Origin of the sequence: Paenibacillus sp. 2TAB26 (assembly GCF_052115145.1) — a bacterium.
In the GTDB taxonomy this organism is placed as follows: Bacteria; Bacillota; Bacilli; order Paenibacillales; family Paenibacillaceae; genus Pristimantibacillus.
Genome location: NZ_JBFRGC010000013.1, coordinates 124,258 through 145,277 on the forward strand (window position 1 = coordinate 124,258; position 21,020 = coordinate 145,277).

Below are 21,020 nucleotides of genomic sequence, written 5' to 3' on the forward strand. Positions count from 1 at the left end.
AGTGTTTCGCAAATATTGTAGAAAAAAGTCTAATTTAAGAGTTCTAACTCCTTTGCACGGGCAATCGCCTGACTCCTTCTTTTAACTCCCAGTTTTCCGTATACGTTATGAATATAGCCTTTGACTGTCCCTTCTGTTAATCCGAATCGATAGGCAATTTCCTTATTCGTCAAGCCATCTGTCAGCGCGTACAGGATCTCTGTTTCACGATTTGTAAGTGATTCGAATAACAGCTGTGAAGCTTTCGCAGAAGTTGATGACAGATCATCTGTTGGAACGATTAGTGAATAACTTTGGCTGCGAGCTTCATCTAATGATTTCACATACATCATTCGGGCAATCATTTGCTCCAGCATGACCCGTATTTCTTGAGTGAAAACGCCGGCTATGAGACTGTTCTCCAAGTAAAGTGCGAATGGCCTTAGTCCTCCTGTGAACAGAACAGGCATACACAGTACAGATTGCGATTGGTTTCTACGAATAGAGGGATCAGCGGAATAGGTGCTGTGCAAAGCATTCACAAGTACCACCGGTTCGCCTGTTTTCAGTACATAACGGACAATAGACTCACCGTACGAAGCTCCGCTGTTATCGCTCAACGAGCCTTCCTTTTCAACAGAGCACCACTCTCCCTCGCTACCCACAATAAATCCCTTTTCCGCACCAGAATAGCGGATTGCAAGCTCCAGGAATTGGTCCATGGTATGACAATGGTCTAGTGAACTCATCCATTCTTGCTGCTGTTTGTATTGCCTATTGTCCGCAGTAAGCCAAGACGTGAACTCAGACTTGATTTCGATTGCTCCAGGCTCCTCTGTAACTGCCTTGTCATCCCCTATTCTCTCAATCGCAGCTGTTCTTAATCCTTCATTTGTTTCTCTCAACTGCCTTGCTTTGGCAGTAGCGCCCCATCTTGTATAAGCCTCACATGCATCAGCAATAAGAGCCTCCGCACCGTTCACACTCACCATCTGCCTATAGAATATAGAGGCCCGTTCACAAGAAATAGCCCCCATCAGCCCCTCTCCCGCTTCGCGGGCTGCCCGGATTGCCTCTTCGTATCGCTCGGCAGCAGCAACTCTATTGCCCTCCATCCGATAGAATTCAGCTGATATGAGCAAATAAGTCGACGAATCCTTGCCGCTATAGCCAGACCATCGCCTCATGGAACGCAAGTGCTCACGCAGCTTCATCCGTATCCTCTTCTGCTCATTCGGCAACGCTTCCGAGTACATAGCAGCAAGCGTTAATGAATGGTACATCCTTTGTTTACGAACATGCGGCCGAGTTTGGAGGAATGTATTCCTCTCACCTCTCTTGGCCCATTCAATGGCTTCCCAGTACCGCCCGAAGAGATAAGCAATCTCTATGTTACAGGTGCATGTATAATAGACCTCGTTATTCAAAAAATCCTTGTATGGCTCGTTTAGTAAGGACGTAGCGACTTCATCGCTTTCTCCAGCCCCATCTTGCATTTGTGCGATGTACCATTTCGCCCTACGAAAAATATTTCGTGTGACTCCGTCCACAAGCTGCTGTGAAGTCTCTTCATAATCTTTAATCCGTGCAGATAATGAATACAAATCGCCGGTGTAGTTTGTTATAGCCGTCATCATCGCAATGCTAACATAGGTTAGATTAGCCGATTCCATCCCATATTGGATCGATTTCTCAAACTGCTTAATCCCTTCATCCGGATTAATAATGCCGACAAGGCCTTTCAGATAATATAATCGGCTTCGCAGGTCTGCGCTGTCAAAGGAAGCTGGTAGATGGAATGCCTGATCTACATATTGAGGCCCCGTACGGAAACCTGACATTTTATAAATAACCATCCCGTAGCTGGCAAGCATAAAGGAGAAAGCCTCATTGCTTCCATACTTTAGACCATAACGAACAAATCTTGAGAATAACACAGCTGACTGCTCTAGACTTAGTACATAGACAGGGAGTGAAATTGCCATGACCAGGTCTGACAATGCTTTATAGCGCGGGTCCCGATTAATCGGTAAATGAGGAACCTCGCTACCCTTATTGAACAATGCGCTCTGTGTCATTAATATTTCCTTTATAACTAATGCTTTGGAAGGCTTGCTTGGTAAATGCCAGCCCAATTCTGCTAGCGCATGCTGCCCAATATGGACAGCCGCTTCATCCTTCTTCAAATACGAATACATGGCAATACGTATCAAATAGATATGAGAACGTTCAACCACGTTTGTTGTGCAAGACATTAAGTTAGCGAGTAATTCCTCCGCACGATCTGTATGACCACACATGTATTCACATTCCGATACCTCCAGCATGAGCCGGTAATCAAGGGACGCTGTATTTTGCCAGTCGCCGCCAGACAGACGTAAAGCGATCTCATAAAAATGGAGCGCAGCCGTAAATGCTGTTGTTGCCTTAGACTTTATACCCGCCTGATAGTTAAATGCGGCAAGCTCTCTCTTCTCCGCATCATCCACTATCTTCTCGCTGCCCAGATTCAAGTGATGCACCATGTCAAATATAGTAAATACACTCTCACTTAATAAATGATCGCGTATGACACGGCCAATGGTCAGATGTAAGCTCGTTTGGTCCGATTCAGACATTGTCATGTAAGCTGCCTGTTGAATACGGTCATGCAAGAATCTATAATAACGTTCAACACCGTCTGACTCATCACTGTCATTTTCTCGGCAGATTAGACCCTCTTCCTCTATTACATGCAGAAGTCTGCGTACATGCAGCAGAGAATTCCCACTAACTAAAGAGATCGTTAATGAACAGAAACGATGTCCGATAGCTGCTCCTATGGCTAACAGCTCGATCTTTTCGGGGGATAGCATACGAATACGAGCCTCTATTAAATGTACAATGTCCGGATCCTCAGGAATTTCCGCGATGACAGATGGTTCCCATACCCATGACGCCTCTACTTCATCATAATAAAGCTTATTCTCTCGATACAGATTGTCCAGTAGACGATTCAGGTATAGTGGGTTGCCGCCTGTTCGGTGGTATAACACCTCCGCGAGCGAGCGAATACGGGCGGAGTTCTCATCAAGAACATCCGATACGAATTGTCTCACTTCGATGTAGGACAGAGCCTCGAGATGGATATGATGTACAGATAATTGTAATTCATCATGCAAGGAAAGCGACTCCGCCATCCATGCAGCTGCATCCACTTTATTCTCTTCATGTTTTTGCCATCCTAATGTGAATTCCTCCCGAAACGCACTGATCACTAGTAAGCCAGGCCGTGCCTGATCATGTACAATTGTACGAAGAACATCTATGGTAGCGGGATCTGCCCATTGAAGATCATCCAGGAAAATGACTAAGGGATGCTGCTTATCTACAAAAACTTTTATGAATATAGGTACTAAGCGGTTAAAGCGAATAGCGGCCTCAGCAGGATGCAGCGGCTCTATCGCTGGGATGACATCGAACAGCTCTGCAGCCTCCGGTAAAAGCTGTACAATAACAGCTGCTCCCTGGCCTAAAGCCTTTGTTAATTGTTTCTTCAGTTTCGCTACTCGATCCGGTGATTCGCTCCATATTTGTCGAATGAGGCTTCGCAAAGCTTCCAGCAGTGAAGAGAACGGAATGTCGCGATTCATCATATCGCATTTGCCACTAACGAACCGACCGCCATCCCTTCTAACTAACATCTGAAGTGCTCGAACGAGCACCGTTTTACCGCTTCCTGCGCTTCCGCTAACGAAAACAAACGAAGATGCACCAGCTTTTGCCTGTTCGAAAGCATCTCGGAGAGCTCTTTCTTCCATTTCACGACCAAAGAGGGTCTGAGGAAGCCGAAACCGGCTTGCCTCATCTGCCTGAGCGATTTCGAAGGATATGACTTCTCCCTTTTCTTCCATTGATAAGGCGCACCGCTTCAAATCACTTAATAAACCATATGCACTCTGATAGCGCTCTTCCGGATTCTTCGACAACAGCTTCATAATAACAGCCTCAAGCGAGCCAGCCATATCCGAACGCCATTCGCTTAGAGGCTTTGGTACAACAGCAAGGTGTGCATGTATCCATTCTTCGACACTTTGTGCATGAAACGGCAGACGTCCTGACAGCATCTCATAAAAGATCATGCCCAGGGCATACAGATCGCTTCGCCCATCTGGCATATGATTGATTCTGCCTGTTTGCTCGGGTGACATATAAGTGTAATCCCTGAGTAGCGGATCTATGGAAATAGCTGCTTTCATATCCAATTGAATTTGAATGCTCGCTGGATTCAAATTTCCACATAATTCATTCTGCTTATGAGCCCGATAGACCGACTCCGTCAGTCCTATTGCTATATGTAAGAAGGAAGCGACATTCATTGGGCCTCCGTTCATCATTTCCTTTACATTCACAGCTTCTGTAAGTAACATCCCAGTTTCCTCTCCAATCCGTACGCAGTGCTTCTTGTTATTCTATCATTATTAAGGGATGTCAAGGTTACTAATTCATCATGGAATTGTCACGACATGAATAAGAGCCTAATCCTCCTTCAAATGGAGAATAGGCTCTTATTAGGTATTGACGGCTTGGGCGTCCCGTTATTCGTCAATACGATTTATTGAAACTACACATTCCACATGCGCTGTCTGAGGAAACATATCGTCGCGGGATATGCTCGAGTAATAAATCGATTAGACTGCTTAAAAATAGAAACAGCGGTAGCCTTGGACTCAGATATTAAGTCCAAAACTGCCGCTGTTTATTGAACTAACGTTCTCCGTTAGCTCAATCCCGAAATCCCTCGGACGCTGAGGGGCGATAGCCCCAATGCTTGAATATGGTGGTATCTGGATACGCCATCTAGGAAACACTAACATTTTTTTTGCTTAATTTCTTAAATACTGAGTATTCCTTATCGGACTTAATAAAATTTAATATTTTTTCGGCACATTCTTTTGGGCTCATCTCTTCAGTATTTACTTCGAGGTCATATTCATCAAAGCAATATACTTTGCTAAACTGTGAAGCCGCCAGTCCAATTTTTCTATCTCCTCTTGCTTGCTCTCTTCTTATGAGTTCTTCTTTCGAGCATATTACACCTATAAATAACGTAGACTGATCGAAAAATTGATCAAGAAACTCATTAAACCTCTTGTCATTGTCGATTACGGTATCTACTATTACATTAAAACCCAGTTCTGATAACAATTTAATTGTCGAATGGTACACTGAGAATATGGAATCATCAAGTAATTGTGAGACAACTTGATGATCTATTTCTCTTGGAGGTTCATCTGGAAATTTATTATTAATAAAATCATTGTAATTATTAAAAAAATCATCAATTGATAAATGATAAAAAGGAATCTCTTTCTGATTTATCAGTTCAGTCGATATGGAGGTCTTTCCAGAACTTGAAGTTCCATTTAGATAAACTAATATCCCTTGCTTCAATTTAATCATCCCTTCAAAAAATACTCTTTGCGTATTTTTCAGATAACGTTGTATTCACAGTTTATAAAATTATTCAACTCAGGGAATATTCTAGAAACGATTGAATTATCCTGCCCATTAGCTTAATAAAAACAAAGAGCAGCTACCGTAGTATCTGCTTCTTGTACTGTTCAACTAATGTTCCCTGTTAGTTCAAGCGTATTGGAGAACCCACTCTTTTATCTGAGAGGCAACTTCGGTTACATCAGTATCCGTTGTATCAATAGTAGGCATAGGTGGGTTATAGACCTCATCAGCAATTTCAAGCAATCGTTTTGCAAAGTTTTTGTGGTTTTGAATCTCTTCCTCTGACCAATTTCTTTCACGTAGACGTTTCTCGCGAGTTTCTTCATCACAATGTAGGTTTAGGTAATATACATACTTAAAAAATGGATAGTCCGCACATTTTTCAATATCCCAAGGCATCATTGTTCCGCATATTATAGTCATGCGCCCACTTTGAGCGATATTTCGTGCAACCCTAAGCCAAATATTTCGCATTTTCTCCCAATCATGCCCAATAAATTCAACAAGATTATCAGGGTCAAAAATATCAAAATCAGGCATCAATCTCCGTAGTTCCTTAATGACATATGTTTTCCCTGACCCACTTGCACCTGTTACGATAAATAAAGGCAATTTATTTTCCATTAGTTGTACCACCTCCCATTTACTTATATTCACAATTATAGCACCTCACAAATGATATAAAAGGTAGTAAACAATTATAACTAAACTGCCAGTTAGCGTAATGAAGCAGCCGATCATTGTGATCGGCTACTTCCGTTTTTTTATTGAAATATCGTTACCCGTTAGTTCAATTGGTTGGGGGTTATAAATTGAAAGATTCCAATCAAGATGAGCAAAGTCACGAGTACTATTATAATAGTTAAGCTCAACCTCAATATATTAGATGACTGAAGTTGTTTGTTCTGAACTTGCTTTTCCAGAAAGCCAATACGTTTTTTAAGCTCCTGAATCTCTTTCTCCATTGGTAATCCTCACTTAATACCACATAGCTGAATTGCCTTTACGCTTTGCTTTTTCGGGGTTTAAAAAAAGTGGAGTGGCGTCGTGTAAAATTATTTTAAAATGATGTGGCTTTTTACCTCCCTTCGGTGTCTAATGAATTGTAAGTTCAGGAGGAGGTACTACTGGTGTCACGAGCTCAAGACAAAAAGAAAATCCCTGTTCTTCCGGAGGAGCAGGAGCACATCCAGCATTTCGAAGCCATTTATAATCAATATCGAGATAGAATTCGAAATTATATTGCGGTAAAGACAAATTCGGCAACTGCCGATGACTTAACGCAACAAGCTTTTTTAAAAGCAATGGAAAACTTTCACTTGTTTAAGTGTAACTCCAGCATATTTACTTGGCTATTCAAAATCGCGCAAAATATTGTGAAAAACGAGTATCGTACGAGATCACGAAATAAAGAAATGGTGCACGAAGTAATCGATTTTCAGTCCCAATCGATATCCCTCGATATTGCTAGAGATGTCGATATCCGTCTTGATATTAGTGCTGCATTAGCCCGATTGAATGAATTAGATCAGCAAATCATATCATTGCGTTTTTTCGTTGATTGCACTTTATTGGAAATATCCAAAATCATCGGGATGCCTGAAAGCGCAGTCAAGAACAGACTCTATCGTGCCTTAAACAAACTAAAAAAAGAATTAAAAGAATGGGGTGACATTACAATCATGTCTATTAAAGAATTGATATCAATTGTGGATAAAGGCGAGGCTCCCTCCAAGAATGATAGTATGAACAAGGTATACCATGACTTATTTGAAGAGTTGAAAAGCAATGTAGATCGAATTGTTACAACCTATCGTCATCGACCTTCTCAGAAAATCGCTATTGAGATCTATCCGGATCTGCCCACTTTTCATCAAGCAATAAACGAGCCGGATGCGCCCAATTGGTTTATGGGAACCTATGAAGACAATAAAATTAAAATCGTATCCCCACTCAACCCAGGCCCTGAACATACGTATCAATCGGTACTACGGCACACTATAAGCTTGTTTACGATGTGGTTAGTGAAAGATATCAATCCGTTGGCACCGAAATGGCTTACACACGGGCTTGGCGGGCTTGAAGCCAAACAAATGTCACAAGAATATATCCAGTATAGCACCTCCGAAGCGATTCAAAATAACGCTGTCCCTAGCTTTCAAGCATTAACTAATGATACCTGGGATTTCGAGAAGATAGGGGGATATGGATTCTCGCACTTGCTCGTAGAATATCTCATCCATTCATACAGTTTAGATGCGCTCAACAAATTCATACGCGATGCCACTGATTTTCAAGGCGCATTTCAAGTATCGGAAGCTGAGCTGCACGGGATGTGGGTGCAATATTTAAAATCTAGGCTATGTTAAATTTTGATACTAGTATTTGACCATAACAAAACCACCTTCGAAAAGGTGGTTTTGTTATGGTCTCCCATAGCTCAACAGTACACTATACATTGTTCTATCTAGTACAGCCTTATAGCCCCAATCATTAAACTATCCTGCCCGTTAGCGTAATATCATCAAGTGAAATCGGCTCTTTTAGAATAAACTTCAAACTAACAGCTAATTGATTGTAAACTCCGCCGCCAAAAAGTATGTATCGTAGTCGCCTGCTTTTCTAAAATCGAGTATATCTTTCACTATTCGGTATTCACCAGTAACCAGTCTTCCATAGAGCCAATTCCAATCAACTGTCCATTCGCTAACATTTGAAGACTCCAAGCCATGTCCAATACTATTAAATCCGTAATTACCATCTATAGCAACAGGGACTTGATACCAACTACCCTCCATTTTCTTTTCCAACAAAAAATATTCACCATAAATACATTGCTTACCAGAGTTATTATCAAATACTACAGTCAATTCAGTAGTGGTGACCGTTCCTTTCTTAACAGACATCGTTACTCCTTCAAGGTCGTTGACAGTTTTATATTTTGTAAGTTCCCAATCAGTATTTTCTCCTGTATTAGTCTCTTCATTAGCATTAGAGCATCCGACTATTAGAATAAGACAAAGGACGATGCACAGAGTAAGAACAGATGAACAAGATAACTTCTTCATTTAGAAACCACCCTCATTTGTTATAAATCCGTTTCAACATAAAAACGAGTTCGTCAGCAGTTTTGTTGCGTTAAACTGCCCGTTCGTTTAATAATTGCTCCTCGTTTAACCCTTGTGTCTAATCGCTTAAAAATTCATACGTTTGCGAGATTGGACTCGGATTGCTTTTATCTTCTCCACTTTAACAAATCAGTCTTATGTCTTGTTAGACGCAGCTTTAAATGTATCTTACTCTCATCCATATTAGAATGGATACAATCAAGCTTCCATTAAGAGTACCGCTATTTCGTGCTATGAATGACGCTGCAATATACAAAAAAAAGAACCTTCAAGCTGCTCCATAGGCGGCTGAAGGTTCTTTCGTATTTAAATATGCAAGCGATCAAGCAGCCTGAAAATCATGGCCGCGGCTTCCGCTCGGCTTGCTGCACGATCGGAACGAAACGTTAAATCGGTATAGCCCGTTATAATACCTTCCGAAGCCGCACGGTTAATGGAGTCCTTCGCCCATGCCGGGATAGCAGCTGCGTCTTTAAATGTCATTTCCGCACTTGCTGGCTGCTGCTCGTTAGCCTTTAAAGCATACGCAATCATGACTGACATCTCAGCGCGTGTAATCGTTTGATTTGGCTTGAAAAGCATTTTCCCGTTTTGCTCGTAGCCTTTCAAAATACCCGCTTGCACAGCAGCAGCTACATCAGCTCCAGCCCATGCTGGAATATCGCTGTTATCCGCAAAGCTTGCAGCTCCTGAAGCAGCTGGCAGTCCCAGAGCTTGCACGATCATTTTGGCAAATGCAGCACGAGTAACCTTCTCTTCTGGATGGAATGTCCCATCCTCAAAGCCTTGAATTACGTTCATGCCAAGCAAGCGATCCGCAAATGGTGCCACCCAGTGCGTTGTCGCATCGGAGAACAGCTTCGCTTCTGCTTGGAAAACCGCAAATTTGGTAAAGTGGTTCACCTTTGCTGAAATTGTGCTATTTGCTTTGACAGTGCCGCCAACATAAATCCAACGCTTTTGCAGCTCGTTATAGTAATAAATGGCCGCTTTTTTGCCCGATTGGACTTGATCTTTCTTGTAGTTGAAGTTAATTTCCACCGGTTTGTTGAATTGGTTGCCTGCTGTGCTTTGGAATTCGACCACCGGACTAAGCGCCTCAAGCGTCCCAGCCGACGGTGCCTCATTCGCCCCTACAACCTTAGCGCTTATTTTTCCGTTAACAGCTGCAGCGCCTGCTGGCACATTAAAGCTGACAACATCTTTAATTGCGCCATCAATCCCCTTCGACGCATCCAAGTCTACTTCTACAGAAGTAGCTGGAGCCGGAGGAGGCGTCACGATCGGTCCTGGACCTGGACCTGTGTTACCATCGTCGTTTGGCTCACTCGTTACAAAGATAGGATTCGAATAAAACCAAAGATCCTTGTAGTTGCGATCGTTAATCTCATTAAACCGTTTCATATAACGGATATCTAGATCCTCAATCGTTGTATCGTCTTCTGTTCTGACGTCAATGAGCGGCTCGCCGTTTTCAGTTTCGCCAGCTACATTTTCGCCAAGATTAGTGCCTCTTAGTCTAAAATACTGATCTTTGTACGCTGGATCGAGATCATACGTAATGACATTGTAGCCTTCCGCGTCTGTTGTCCAGTCTTCGCTCGTGAATCTGGCAATGACCTTCGTTGAATCATTCGTATCTTTGTTGTATTCATCCGTACCAGGCTTAACCTCACCTGTAACATCACCGGCAATCAAATCAACGTGGTCAACCTTAACGGCATTTGTCACGTCACTTTGGTAAATATATTTGTCATTGATTGCAGGATTTTCACTTTTAATCACGGCGTAATTGTTTGTCTGCGGGCTTTTGAAACGAATGGTCAGCTTAAGCGCATCGCCATCCTTCACCTTCAAGTTTTGCCCCATTTCGCCTTTGTTTGCACCGTTAGTAATCGTGAAATCTAGAGCATTAATCAGATCACCTGTTGTCGAAAATGATTTGCCTGAACGCATGCCGTCCAGCACAGCTGACATGTCATTGCCTTCTACCCATGTATAATTTTTGGAATATTCACCCGGCGCGTAGCCACTGGAATAAAGACCTTGCGATACTTTAAAATGGGAATCAGAGTTGGTGAAATTCCAAAACCGGCGACCTTCTCCTAGCAGCGCGTCCCACACCCCGCCAACCTTAGCAATCATATAGTCGGAACCGCCGTACGTCTTGGTCTTGGGATTATTTTGATTCAAGCCGGCTCTATCTGGCTCCATCTGATTGCCTGGCATACCCTCCATCCCAAAAAAGATGTTTGGCGCTATATTGTTAAAATCACGTATATCTGAAATTCGAAAAATCGCATTGCCATTGACAAGCTTTCTGGATGGATGATTAATGATCATATAGCTGGAATCTGCATAATTTGTTTTCAACCACTTCACAGCATCGCGCGCCGTATCCGCATTTAGTGCAGGTCGCGTTGGGTACTGCAATTTCCACTCTGCTACGACTGCTGGGTCAAACATGCTCTCCGGGCGATCTGTATACAAATATTCAAAAAGGCTCGTTGCCTTTAAGCTGCTTTCTTCGCTATCTGCTAATATGCCTGCTCCGACATGATCGTAGGTTGGCATATCCCATTCAAACCCTGAAAAAATAATTTTATCCTTGTACTTTCCTGCGTCTTTTAGTTTATTAATGATGTTTACCTGATATTTATTAACAGCATCTGTAAATGATATCGGAGAAGGAAGCGAGTTTCCTTCTTCATCCCGCTTTGAGGTTCTCAGATGATCAGATAAATTCATCCAGTCCATCCCATAGGTTTCAAAAGCTTGATCGAGCACCGTCTGCACTGATTGCTGCGTATCATCTGAAACGTAGGTATGGGCATGGTATTCCCCTGCCATCCATTTTCCAGTGCCTGAAGTCCCAGCCGACTGGTTGCCCGCTTCTGCGAATGTTGTTGTCAACGCTATATTTTGCCCTGCAAAGCTTGCTGTTAGAATAAAAGCTGCTGCCAGCTTGGCCCACTTACTAGATAACATGTTATAATCCTCCGTTATAATGTTGTAATTGCTTCATCTGCCTATCTCATGTTAACTATGCCGCTAATGCTGACCTCCAATTACTATTGATTTGAACAGCTCCACCCAAATGACCACATGTCTAAAATAAGAGATTGCTCAGGCTCTGTCTATACTTTTGGAGCAAACGATATAATTTCTTAACATTAGAGATTGGCGCAAAAAAATCTATTCACATAGGAGCTTCGTTGTAGACTGGCCCCAACTATAAAAAAACAGCGGCAGTCGAGGACGAGAAAAAAAGCCCTAGACTGCCGCTGTATTATTGAGCTAACGTTACCCGTTCCCGTTTACCGCACATGCGTTCAATCAGGACTTCCCGGAAAACGCCCGTGTCTTATTCAATCCTATCCCTCCGACCGACGCAGCGCCCCGACCAGCTCTACAAAGTGGCGCCCGCGCTCTTCAAAGTTGCTGTATTGGTCAAACGCAGTGCAGGCAGGGCTCAGCAGCACCGTGTCGCCCGGTGCGGCCAGCTTGTGCGCATGCGCCACGGCCTCGGCCAAGCCTTCGCAACGGAAAATAGGCGGGCAACTCGGCACGCTGCGCGCTGCAGCCTCGATTTGACTGGCCGCTTCGCCGATCAACAGCAACACCTTGACATGATCAGGCAGCAGCCTAGCCATCTCGTCAAAAGGTACGTTTTTGTCTCTCCCGCCGGCGATCAGCAGCACTCGGCCCTCGTGTGCGTGCAGCGTGGCAACGGTACGGGCGGGGCTGGATCCGATTGAATTGTTGTAGTAATGCACGCCGTCCACAGTGGCCACCCACTGGTTTCGGTGCTCCACGCCGGCAAATGTGCGTACCGTCTCCAGAATTGCCTCGTCCGGCACGGTCCCCCTCACGGCGGTCATGGCAGCCATAACGTTTTCCACGTTATACCACCCGGGCAAACGAATGTCACTGATAGGTACCAGACCATCGATCACTCCATCGCAGACTGTGTGACCGCCGAAATACTTGGTCCGCCCCCGCCCGCGCAGTGCGGCGGTAGCCGGGTTGTCGCCGTTAAGAACGGCAAGGTCGTCAGCACTCTGAAAATCCAGCAGGCGACGCTTGGCGGCGATATATTCATCCATGTCGCGGTGCCAGTCGAGGTGATTGGGCGAGAGGTTGGTTATAACCGCCACATGGGGAGAGCGCGTCATGTCCATCAGCTGGAAGCTGGATAGCTCGACCGCGCACACGTCCAGCGGCGACATCTCGCCCGCGCGCGTCAGCAGTGGCGTGCCAATGTTGCCGCCCAGATGAACCGTACGCCCCCCGTTTTCCAGCATGTCTGCAATTAACGACGTGGTGGTGGTCTTACCGTCCGAACCGGTCACGCCGAAAATGGGACAAGGACACAACGCAAAAAACTCCTCCATCTCACTGGTCACACGGCTGCCGCCAGCGCGGGCCGAGTCCAGCGCCGGATGGTCTGGGCGCATGCCCGGAGTGCGGAACACGATATCGCCCCCAACGCGATCCAGGTAATTCTCCCCTAGGCGGAGCCCAACGCCTAGATCGTCCCACTCCTCCCGGGGCAGGGCCAGATTACGGTCGCGAACGGTCACGCGCGCGCCTGCTGAGCACAGCATGCGGATAAGCGGTGAGTTGCTGACGCCGGCGCCGATAATGGTCACGTCCTGGCCAGCCAGCGATTGGATATAGGTGTCAAAAGCAGGATTCATAAGCACCTCCGCTTAAAGAATGTCATTAAATCAAATATACCACATATTGGAACTACCCTGCCTGCCCGTTAGCCGTTCATTCAGTTCAATAATTAGCCCACAAAGGATGAATTTTTTTCTTTTGACAATGAATGCGCCTCAAAAACTAGAAATAAAAAATAGGACTAGAAACTAGCCCTATTCCCCTCAATATAAATTAAACGACCCTAATAGATCTAGAAACTACACATATGCACGAACCATACTTTAGCACTCAGCTAGAAATCTCTACTTTTGGCACCTCAGCTGCTTTTGGCCGAAATCCAAAACCAAGCAGCGCGAAGATGAGGAAGGCCGCACCTAAAAACAGAAAAATACTATGAACAGAAACATAACGAATCCCATAACCGCCAAGCGTCGGGCCCATGATGCTTCCAATACTAAAGTGAATCGAAGCGATAACATTCGCCGCAGGCAATATCGCCCGAGGCAGTATATCAGCTGCATAAGCGAGACCTAAAGAGTAAAACGATCCAACCACTCCGCCAGCAATAGCAAATAATACAAAGAGCAGCGCAATATTATCTCCAGCGACAGGTATGGTGAAAAACACGAGAGCCCCTACCACTGCACATCCAATCAAAACCGGCTTCCTGCCGATCCGGTCACTCCAAATGCCAAGCGGCAGCTGAAGAATTAAAGCCCCGACTCCGAATGCCATAAGCAGAAGCGAAATCCAATGCTGGCTCAGGTTGATTCGCAATCCATACAACGGAAAGTTGCTATTCATAGAAGCTTCCATCAGTCCATATAAGAAGCCAGGTATAAGGACAAACCACGCGAGGCGGTAGGTTTTTACAAAGCGATTCTCAGATGCCGTTCCTCGTGCTGCCCGCTCCGGCATTTCATTCTTCATACGCAGCACAAGCATCAGTACAGTAACAAAAAATAAACTGGACACTAAGAATGGAACCGCCCTTCCAAGTGGAAGAAGATTAATGCCCAGCGGCCCTAAGCTGAAGCCGAGTCCATAAGCCATACCGTACAGCGAAATAAATTTCCCACGTCGATCGGCTGGACTGGAGCTTACAATCCATAACTGTGTCGCATAATGGAGCGAGCTATCGCCGACACCAACCAGCAAACGCAAGACGAACCATATCGCCAACGAATGGGTAAATGGAAACAGTAGATTAGCAAGTGTAACTAATGAAATGCCGACTAAAATGACTTTTTTGTACCCAAAACGCATGACCGGCTTCTCAACGAAAAACATTGTGCAAAAAATCCCGATATACATTGCAGCTGAATTAATCCCGTTCATATCTGACGATACGCCTGAATCCTCCAGCATAATCGACAGCAATGGCAGCAGCAGCCCTTGACTCATACCGGCTACTACAACAACTAAAAGCAATGTGGTTAAACGAACATGGAAAGAAGGCGAAGCTGAAGCTAAAGCACTTGATGACAAACCTGTTGCACTCCCTTTATTAAAACTATCATTCTGATTTTCTCCTTACACATTGTATACCTGACAGTAAAGACTGACAACCGCTCATTCATTGGCAGCGCCTCTCGCAATCACCTGTGGTGATTCAGAATTGCTTGGTGCAACGATAAGTGATAGATTTTTCTCCCTAAACTACAGGAAAAATCCCCCTTTATTTTTACTCCTTTCCCCCTCAGAATAAAAGTTGTTTCCTCTTGAATTAGTCTCCTATTTGCCTATCAAGTTTTTTACTCCATTGCAAGAAGAGTCGAACTCTATTGTACCTCTCTGTTTTTCGCCACACTCTAAGTACATCCCATTCATACGATTAGGAGGTGATGTTTTTAAGAGATTGAATGTAATCGCTTACAAAAAAGGTAGTGGTCAGAAGCTTTATATTGAGAAGGGAGATAGTTGACGATGAAAAATTATTCGCGATCAACGAAACGAATGATGAAAGCTCTTTTAGCTGCCCTAGCGGCACTGCTAGTATTGACAGGATTGCCTTTAGGAACGGATAGAGTAGAGGCCGCAACAGCTCGCAACAAAATAATCGTAGGCTACTGGCATAATTTTGACAACTTCTCTACCAATATTCGTTTAAGAGATATTTCTCCGGATTACGATGTGATCCAGGTCGCTTTTGCCGAACCAACAGGTGGCGCACATACTGGCAATATGGTGTTCACGCCTTACAACGCAACAGTTAGCGAGTTTCAGTCTGATGTTGCTTTCCTTAAAGCGAGAGGACAAAAGGTGCTCATATCCATCGGCGGCGCTAACGGTGCAGTAGAGCTTACTACACCTCAGGCCAAAACAACATTTGTGAACACGATGAAGGGTATTATTAATTTATATGGATTTGACGGCCTCGATATTGACCTTGAAGGCAGCTCTCTTGCCCTTAACACAGGAGACACCAACTTCAAAGCTCCTACCACCCCAAAAATAGTAAATTTAATTTCTGCTACGCGTGAAATATTAAATAGCTATAGTTCAGATTTCCTTCTGACCATGGCACCGGAAACCGCCTATGTTCAGGGTGGAGCAGGAAACTATACAGGACTTTGGGGAGCATACCTCCCTGTCATCTACGATCTGCGAAATGAGCTGGATTACCTGCATGTTCAGCATTATAATACGGGTCCCATGTTAGGCCTTGATGGTAAAGCCTATTCTCAAGGTACGCCTGACTTCCATGTGGCTATGGCTGAAATGCTGCTTGTTGGATTTCCAGTCGGAGGCAACCCGAATAATATGTTTCCGGCACTTCGTCCAGATCAAATCGTCATTGGTTTGCCCGCTTCACCACAAGCAGCAGGCGGAGGTTATACGACACCGGCTAACGTGCAGAAAGCACTTGATTATCTTATAAAAGGTATACCTTTCGGCGGAACCTACGTTCTTCGCAATACCGCTGGTTATCCTGATTTAAAAGGATTGATGACCTGGTCTATCAACTGGGATAAATATACGAACAATCTATTTTCTACGAGTCATCGTACCTATCTCGATCAATATGGTTCGGGTGGAGGTGACATGACAGCTCCGTCAGTTCCTGCAAATCTTCATTTAACCGCCAAAACGTCCACGAGTGCGAGCCTGTCTTGGAGTGCATCTACCGATGATCGAGGAGTAACGGGATATATCGTCTCATATGGTTCAACTTCAACAACCGTTACAGGTACAAGCACAACAATCAGCGGTTTGACAGCTAACACAGCGTATTCATTTACTGTAAAAGCGAGAGATGCAGCGGGCAATATTTCTGGCGCGAGCAACGTGATTAATGTAACTACTGATGCACCCGTTGTGGATGTAATAGCACCTTCAGTACCTGCTAATTTACGCACGACAAGTACGAGTGCATTCAGTGTCAACTTAGCATGGAACGCTTCGACGGATAACGTTAATGTAACCGGTTATACCGTGACTTACGGTACAACAAACGTGAATGCAACGGGTACAAGCGCAGCAATTAGCGGATTATCCCCTAACACTGCCTATACCTTTACAGTGAAGGCATATGATGCAGCAGGCAATGTGTCTGGTGCAAGTACGCCAATTACGGTTACTACAAGCCCCGCAAATGTTTGCACCGTACAGCAATGGAACACCGACACAGCCTATACAGGCGGACAGCGTGCTTCCTACAACGGCTCTGAATACGAAGCTAAATGGTGGACAAAAGGAGAGCGCCCAGATATTAGCAGCGTGTGGAAATTAATTGGTCCATGCGGCAATGCAGGACCAGCCGATACTACAGCGCCAACTGCCCCAAATAATCTTCAAGCAACAGGTGCTACAGCTTCTACCATTAGTCTTTCATGGGGAGCATCAACGGATAATGTCGGAGTTACCGGTTACACCGTTTATTATGGCTCTTCCAGCCTCAATGTTGCTGGAATTACAGCTACCGTTAGCGGTCTTACAGCAAACACAACCTATAGCTTTACAGTGAAAGCAAAGGATGCTGCAGGAAATTTGTCGGCAGCTAGCAACGTACTTCAAGCCTCAACAACAGCTGGCTCAGGTGGAACAACGACTTGGGCTGCTCAAGCAAGCTATGTTGCTGGAAGTACAGTAACCTACGCAGGCCTCTCCTATGTTTGTCTCCAGCCTCATACCTCACTGGTTGGCTGGGAGCCGCCAAATGTGCAATCTTTGTGGCGGCTTCAATAGTACAATAAGAAAATGGACTATGGGCGCAATAACCCATAGTCCATTCCTATTTATATATCTTATATTACATTTCTAATTGAAGTTTACGGGTATTCAGCATGCCCTCCAGCCCCGTGGGATCGTTGCTTACTTTATAATGTACAAACGCTTCAGCTTTGTCCGATGTACGAATACGCAGCGGCTTCGTCTCCATATTTACTAACTGAAGCACAACATCAGCAACGGATTCAGAAGTTTGAGGAACGGAGTTTCGCTTGGAAAAGGTATTAATAATGGTGTCATACGTTTGTTTATATTCATCATCTGGAATACCGCCTGTTTTTTCGATATGTGCAAAAACAGTATTGTTGAAATGGGTCCCAATTGCTCCAGGCTCCAGCAGGGTCACATCAATATTAAATGCAGGCTTGTAATAGGTCGCTAAGCTCTCCAACAACCCTTCAACTGCAAACTTGCTTGCGCAATAAATTTCATTTAATGGTTGTCCGACCAATCCGCCTACGCTCGTCGTTGCGATCAATTGCCCAGAGTTTGATTTGCGAAGGAGCGGCAAACCCGCACGAATCGTATGCATAACCCCGTACACATTCGTATCAAAAACAGCTTGAATTTCCTCGAAAGTTGCTTGACCTAGTGCACGTAATAGCCCAAATCCTGCATTGCAAAATAAAACATCCATATAACCATGTTTTTGCTTAATGACCTCAAATGCCTGCTCTAATGATTCTGGTTTAGTTACTTCCATTTCAATGAAATGTAGATTGGGCTGATCGCTATACTTTGTTTGATCACGTTCTGCATGCCGAGTTCCAGCGTATACGATCCATCCTTCTTCAGCAAATTTCAATGCTGTTGCAAGACCTATTCCGGATGAAGCGCCTGTAATGGCAATAATTTTATTCATGCCTGATTCTCCTTTTTTGAAAATATGGAAGCGATCTGTGCAGTATGATGCCGATTATGCCAAATGAATCTTTGAAGCGCAGCATCAAGACTCATGGCGCCGTGAGTTGGACTTGTAAACGTTCGTTGAAAATAGGATGAATGTAAAGATCGGAGAATTGCTGTAAACCGACCATGAATGGATTCTAGGAGATTCAGCGATGTTTCGAGCGGTGTTTCATAATCGCTTAATTCCGCCCATAAATCTTCTCTATACGAGCTAGCCGTGGGATTATCCTCCGTTAGCGCTCTCTTGAAACGGATAAAAGCATTCATATCGTTGTCAGCCATATGGTGAACAACCTGCCTGACGGTCCAACTGTCCGGACGGTATTGTAAAAGCAGCTGCTCAGACGTTAAGTTTTGTACCGTGTGCCGCAGAATCGGAGATATTTGCGACACATCCTCAATCCAGCTTTGCCGAAGCTCGGTCGTTGCATGCTGTATGAGTTCAAATTGCCCGATAGGATAACGCAAATCATTCATATGCTCGCCCCCCATTCTTTAATTAACCTTTAATAAACATAGGGATTTCCATATGGTTAGGATTAGAAATCCATTGTGACAATACATTTCTCGTTGGCGCTCCCATAATAAAATTCAAATCATTGTCGGGATGCAAACTATAGTCGGTTATCTCATGCAATGGAATCCATGTTATGCCAATCTGATGTACGTCTGGTGTTTCACCGACCGATGCTTCGTTGTCGGACGTAATAGCACACAAAAACGTAAAATCAATTTGATGAACATCCGGTTCTAATTCAAAAAACGATGAATCTCTTTTTGCGATAAACTCATTAATAAAAAGCAATTGTTCAATTTCAACCTTTAAACTTACCTCTTCTAATACTTCTCTCTTTAACGTTTCATGGATGCTTTCACCATGTTCCTGCCCTCCTCCTGGAAGAACATAAAATTCTCCTTGGACACCAGCTCTCCGTAATACGAGCAATTGCTCATCTTTTATAATGACTGCCCTAGCCGCCGTTCTAATTCTCACGTTATCACCTCATTATTGTTATCGCGTTTTCCTTGAAGATTTACATTTGCTGACTGTCTTATTGCTCTTGCATTTTTTATGCTTGTCGCTTCTAATAATTTGTTTAAAATATCTACCGGAGTGTTGGGATTTTGGGATAATGACAGCCAAACATAGGGCTCTTTTGTCTCAAAAAGAGATTGAAACTCTTCAAGTGTTAAATCATTGCGGCTCGCATATTTAGCAGTGTCCACCACAGTAAGCAATCTTTGCAATCTGTCTGCATCCATATTCCTTTTTATAGCCGCTTCGAGCAATCTTCGCTTTTCAGGTGATGACGGCTGTTTATAAATCAAGCTCTCCATCATCCATTTATGATAATCGTATTTGTTAAACAGCAGCTCCATTTCTTCATGGCCAAAGGATAGTTGAGTGTAGACGTCTATCGCTAGTGTCAATAATGCTTCATCTACGATCTCTGCTAATCTCCACAAGACATCGTATTCTTGTTTCGAGTGACCTAAATCCATAATAGCAATATTCCTATCTATAAGGGAAAAAGCGATTTGTTTCGGGAGAGGTTTATCGTACAACGAGATCAGTTTTTTCCAAACCTCCTCCTCCCCATCCGTATTCTTAGCTTCATTGTAAATTTCAAATAATATGTCTTCCGTTAATTCTATTTCCATTTGATTAGAATGTAACAATTGTTTGATAAAAGGATTCATTTTACTCCATTCCTTTCATTAAGAAACGTCACTACATAGCGTACAGATTATTAAAGTATTCAATAGCTTGATCCAATAGTTGTTGATTCATATCCGAAATCGTTTCATTTGTATAATAGGCCAGATGAGGTGTACATATTACATTAGGCAGATCATATAGCTTTCGAACGTTTGCTCTAATTTATTTCGTTCCTGTGCTGTTAGATGGATTGTTTTGTCTACTGCACATTGCCATTTCTGCTTCATTTCTATCCTCATCTCATGAATTCTATAGGTTTAATTTCATAATAATAGAGAACCTAAACCGTTTCCAATATCTAGTTTATATAGGAAAAATAGATACAGCCTATAACAAAGCACCTCAGAAATTGAAACAGCGACAGCCTAGGATATGAAAATAAAGTCCTAGAGTGTCGCTGTTTTATGAACTTCCTACTTGCTCATTTTAGCATCGCACTGGCAATTGTCAAAAAGTCCTCCCGACTGATCTCAAAATGACCGTAGCGGAAGGAATACCCCCAATTTCGGTTCCCGCGAGTGAAGCTAAGCTTTTCTAATAGATATCTAATCTGTACCTCACGGCATGAAATATAGCAGATATTTCTGCGTAATGGCACAAATGATTCTGACATCTGATATTCGTAGACTATATCATCATCCACTTCCCCGATAGCGGTGAACGCTTGGAGTGGTGCCCCGTTCCTCATTTCTGTTCGCGGAGAATAGTAGATCAACCAATCGCCTGCTCGCATCTTACGTAAAGGTGCTGACTTGCCGTGACAGAGCTGAGCGAATCCCCCCGACTCTCCACATTTCACATGGGATGCGGACACGACACCAATCCAGAAGCGGCTTTGCTCCCTTATTTCATCCATTTGCATGCCTCGAAGTCCTTCCTTTTTTAATAAA

General features: G+C 43.9%; 14 protein-coding genes. 2 read left to right on the forward strand and 12 right to left on the reverse strand.

The window, feature by feature from the left end; all coding sequences use genetic code 11:
• Positions 1-29: 29 nt before the first annotated feature.
• The 3 genes from AB4Z50_RS16745 to AB4Z50_RS16755 form a co-directional block, all read right to left on the reverse strand.
• Complete coding sequence (locus AB4Z50_RS16745; RefSeq protein ID WP_441880758.1) at positions 30-4,388, reverse strand: BREX system ATP-binding domain-containing protein; 4,359 nt, start codon at positions 4,386-4,388, stop codon at positions 30-32.
• A gap of 430 nt (positions 4,389-4,818) precedes the next feature.
• Positions 4,819-5,412 (reverse strand): chloramphenicol phosphotransferase CPT family protein, encoded by a 594-nt coding sequence (locus tag AB4Z50_RS16750; protein ID WP_441880759.1) that lies wholly within the window; start codon positions 5,410-5,412, stop codon positions 4,819-4,821.
• Between the two features lie 192 nt (positions 5,413-5,604).
• Complete coding sequence (locus AB4Z50_RS16755; protein WP_441880760.1) at positions 5,605-6,102, reverse strand: AAA family ATPase; 498 nt, start codon at positions 6,100-6,102, stop codon at positions 5,605-5,607.
• Between the two features lie 506 nt (positions 6,103-6,608).
• Between AB4Z50_RS16755 and AB4Z50_RS16760 the strand changes: the two genes are divergently transcribed.
• Entirely contained in the window at positions 6,609-7,847 is a 1,239-nt protein-coding gene (locus tag AB4Z50_RS16760) for an RNA polymerase sigma factor (RefSeq protein WP_441880761.1), read from the forward strand.
• A 198-nt stretch (positions 7,848-8,045) separates the two neighbouring features.
• Here the strand turns inward: AB4Z50_RS16760 and AB4Z50_RS16765 are convergent, their stop codons facing one another.
• From AB4Z50_RS16765 to AB4Z50_RS16780, 4 genes are all read right to left on the reverse strand, one after another.
• Positions 8,046-8,546 carry an immunoglobulin-like domain-containing protein gene (locus AB4Z50_RS16765; protein ID WP_441880762.1) on the reverse strand — a complete coding sequence of 167 codons (501 nt, stop codon included), beginning with the start codon at positions 8,544-8,546 and terminating at the stop codon, positions 8,046-8,048.
• Between the two features lie 366 nt (positions 8,547-8,912).
• Complete coding sequence (locus AB4Z50_RS16770; RefSeq protein ID WP_441880763.1) at positions 8,913-11,594, reverse strand: S-layer homology domain-containing protein; 2,682 nt, start codon at positions 11,592-11,594, stop codon at positions 8,913-8,915.
• A 386-nt stretch (positions 11,595-11,980) separates the two neighbouring features.
• On the reverse strand, positions 11,981-13,306 hold the full coding sequence (gene murD / locus AB4Z50_RS16775) for a UDP-N-acetylmuramoyl-L-alanine--D-glutamate ligase (protein ID WP_441880764.1): 1,326 nt from the start codon (positions 13,304-13,306) through the stop codon (positions 11,981-11,983).
• A gap of 253 nt (positions 13,307-13,559) precedes the next feature.
• Positions 13,560-14,759 carry an MFS transporter gene (locus tag AB4Z50_RS16780; RefSeq protein ID WP_076267294.1) on the reverse strand — a complete coding sequence of 400 codons (1,200 nt, stop codon included), beginning with the start codon at positions 14,757-14,759 and terminating at the stop codon, positions 13,560-13,562.
• A gap of 438 nt (positions 14,760-15,197) precedes the next feature.
• Between AB4Z50_RS16780 and AB4Z50_RS16785 the strand changes: the two genes are divergently transcribed.
• Positions 15,198-17,459: a fibronectin type III domain-containing protein gene (locus AB4Z50_RS16785; RefSeq protein ID WP_441880765.1), complete on the forward strand. Its 2,262-nt coding sequence runs from the start codon at positions 15,198-15,200 to the stop codon at positions 17,457-17,459.
• Between the two features lie 64 nt (positions 17,460-17,523).
• Here the strand turns inward: AB4Z50_RS16785 and AB4Z50_RS16790 are convergent, their stop codons facing one another.
• The 5 genes from AB4Z50_RS16790 to AB4Z50_RS16810 form a co-directional block, all read right to left on the reverse strand.
• Positions 17,524-18,363 (reverse strand): SDR family oxidoreductase, encoded by an 840-nt coding sequence (locus AB4Z50_RS16790; protein WP_441880766.1) that lies wholly within the window; start codon positions 18,361-18,363, stop codon positions 17,524-17,526.
• The gene (locus tag AB4Z50_RS16795; RefSeq protein ID WP_441880767.1) at positions 18,360-18,887 is read right to left on the reverse strand and encodes a YfiT family bacillithiol transferase; all 528 of its coding nucleotides are present in this window, start codon (positions 18,885-18,887) and stop codon (positions 18,360-18,362) included. Before AB4Z50_RS16795 ends, AB4Z50_RS16790 begins: the two co-directional genes overlap by 4 nt.
• Positions 18,888-18,909: 22 nt before the next feature.
• Positions 18,910-19,404, reverse strand: coding sequence for an NUDIX domain-containing protein (locus AB4Z50_RS16800; protein ID WP_441880768.1), 495 nt, complete (start codon positions 19,402-19,404; stop codon positions 18,910-18,912).
• Positions 19,401-20,111, reverse strand: a complete 711-nt coding sequence (locus AB4Z50_RS16805) for a hypothetical protein (protein WP_441880769.1) — start codon at positions 20,109-20,111, stop codon at positions 19,401-19,403. The genes AB4Z50_RS16800 and AB4Z50_RS16805 overlap by 4 nt, the downstream gene beginning before the upstream one ends.
• Before the next feature lie 440 nt (positions 20,112-20,551).
• Positions 20,552-20,986 (reverse strand): EVE domain-containing protein, encoded by a 435-nt coding sequence (locus AB4Z50_RS16810; protein WP_441880770.1) that lies wholly within the window; start codon positions 20,984-20,986, stop codon positions 20,552-20,554.
• Positions 20,987-21,020 lie beyond the last annotated feature (34 nt).

What these genes read in the sequence shown, in the direction of transcription:
- AB4Z50_RS16745 (WP_441880758.1), bottom strand. Translation starts at nt 4,388, where the DNA reads ATGTTACTTACAGAAGCTGTGAATGTAAAGGAAATGATGAACGGAGGC.
- AB4Z50_RS16755 (WP_441880760.1), bottom strand. Translation starts at nt 6,102, where the DNA reads ATGGAAAATAAATTGCCTTTATTTATCGTAACAGGTGCAAGTGGGTCA.
- AB4Z50_RS16765 (WP_441880762.1), bottom strand. Translation starts at nt 8,546, where the DNA reads ATGAAGAAGTTATCTTGTTCATCTGTTCTTACTCTGTGCATCGTCCTT.
- AB4Z50_RS16770 (WP_441880763.1), bottom strand. Translation starts at nt 11,594, where the DNA reads ATGTTATCTAGTAAGTGGGCCAAGCTGGCAGCAGCTTTTATTCTAACA.
- murD (WP_441880764.1), bottom strand. Translation starts at nt 13,306, where the DNA reads ATGAATCCTGCTTTTGACACCTATATCCAATCGCTGGCTGGCCAGGAC.
- AB4Z50_RS16785 (WP_441880765.1), top strand. Translation starts at nt 15,198, where the DNA reads ATGAAAAATTATTCGCGATCAACGAAACGAATGATGAAAGCTCTTTTA.
- AB4Z50_RS16790 (WP_441880766.1), bottom strand. Translation starts at nt 18,363, where the DNA reads ATGAATAAAATTATTGCCATTACAGGCGCTTCATCCGGAATAGGTCTT.
- AB4Z50_RS16795 (WP_441880767.1), bottom strand. Translation starts at nt 18,887, where the DNA reads ATGAATGATTTGCGTTATCCTATCGGGCAATTTGAACTCATACAGCAT.
- AB4Z50_RS16805 (WP_441880769.1), bottom strand. Translation starts at nt 20,111, where the DNA reads ATGAATCCTTTTATCAAACAATTGTTACATTCTAATCAAATGGAAATA.
- AB4Z50_RS16810 (WP_441880770.1), bottom strand. Translation starts at nt 20,986, where the DNA reads ATGGATGAAATAAGGGAGCAAAGCCGCTTCTGGATTGGTGTCGTGTCC.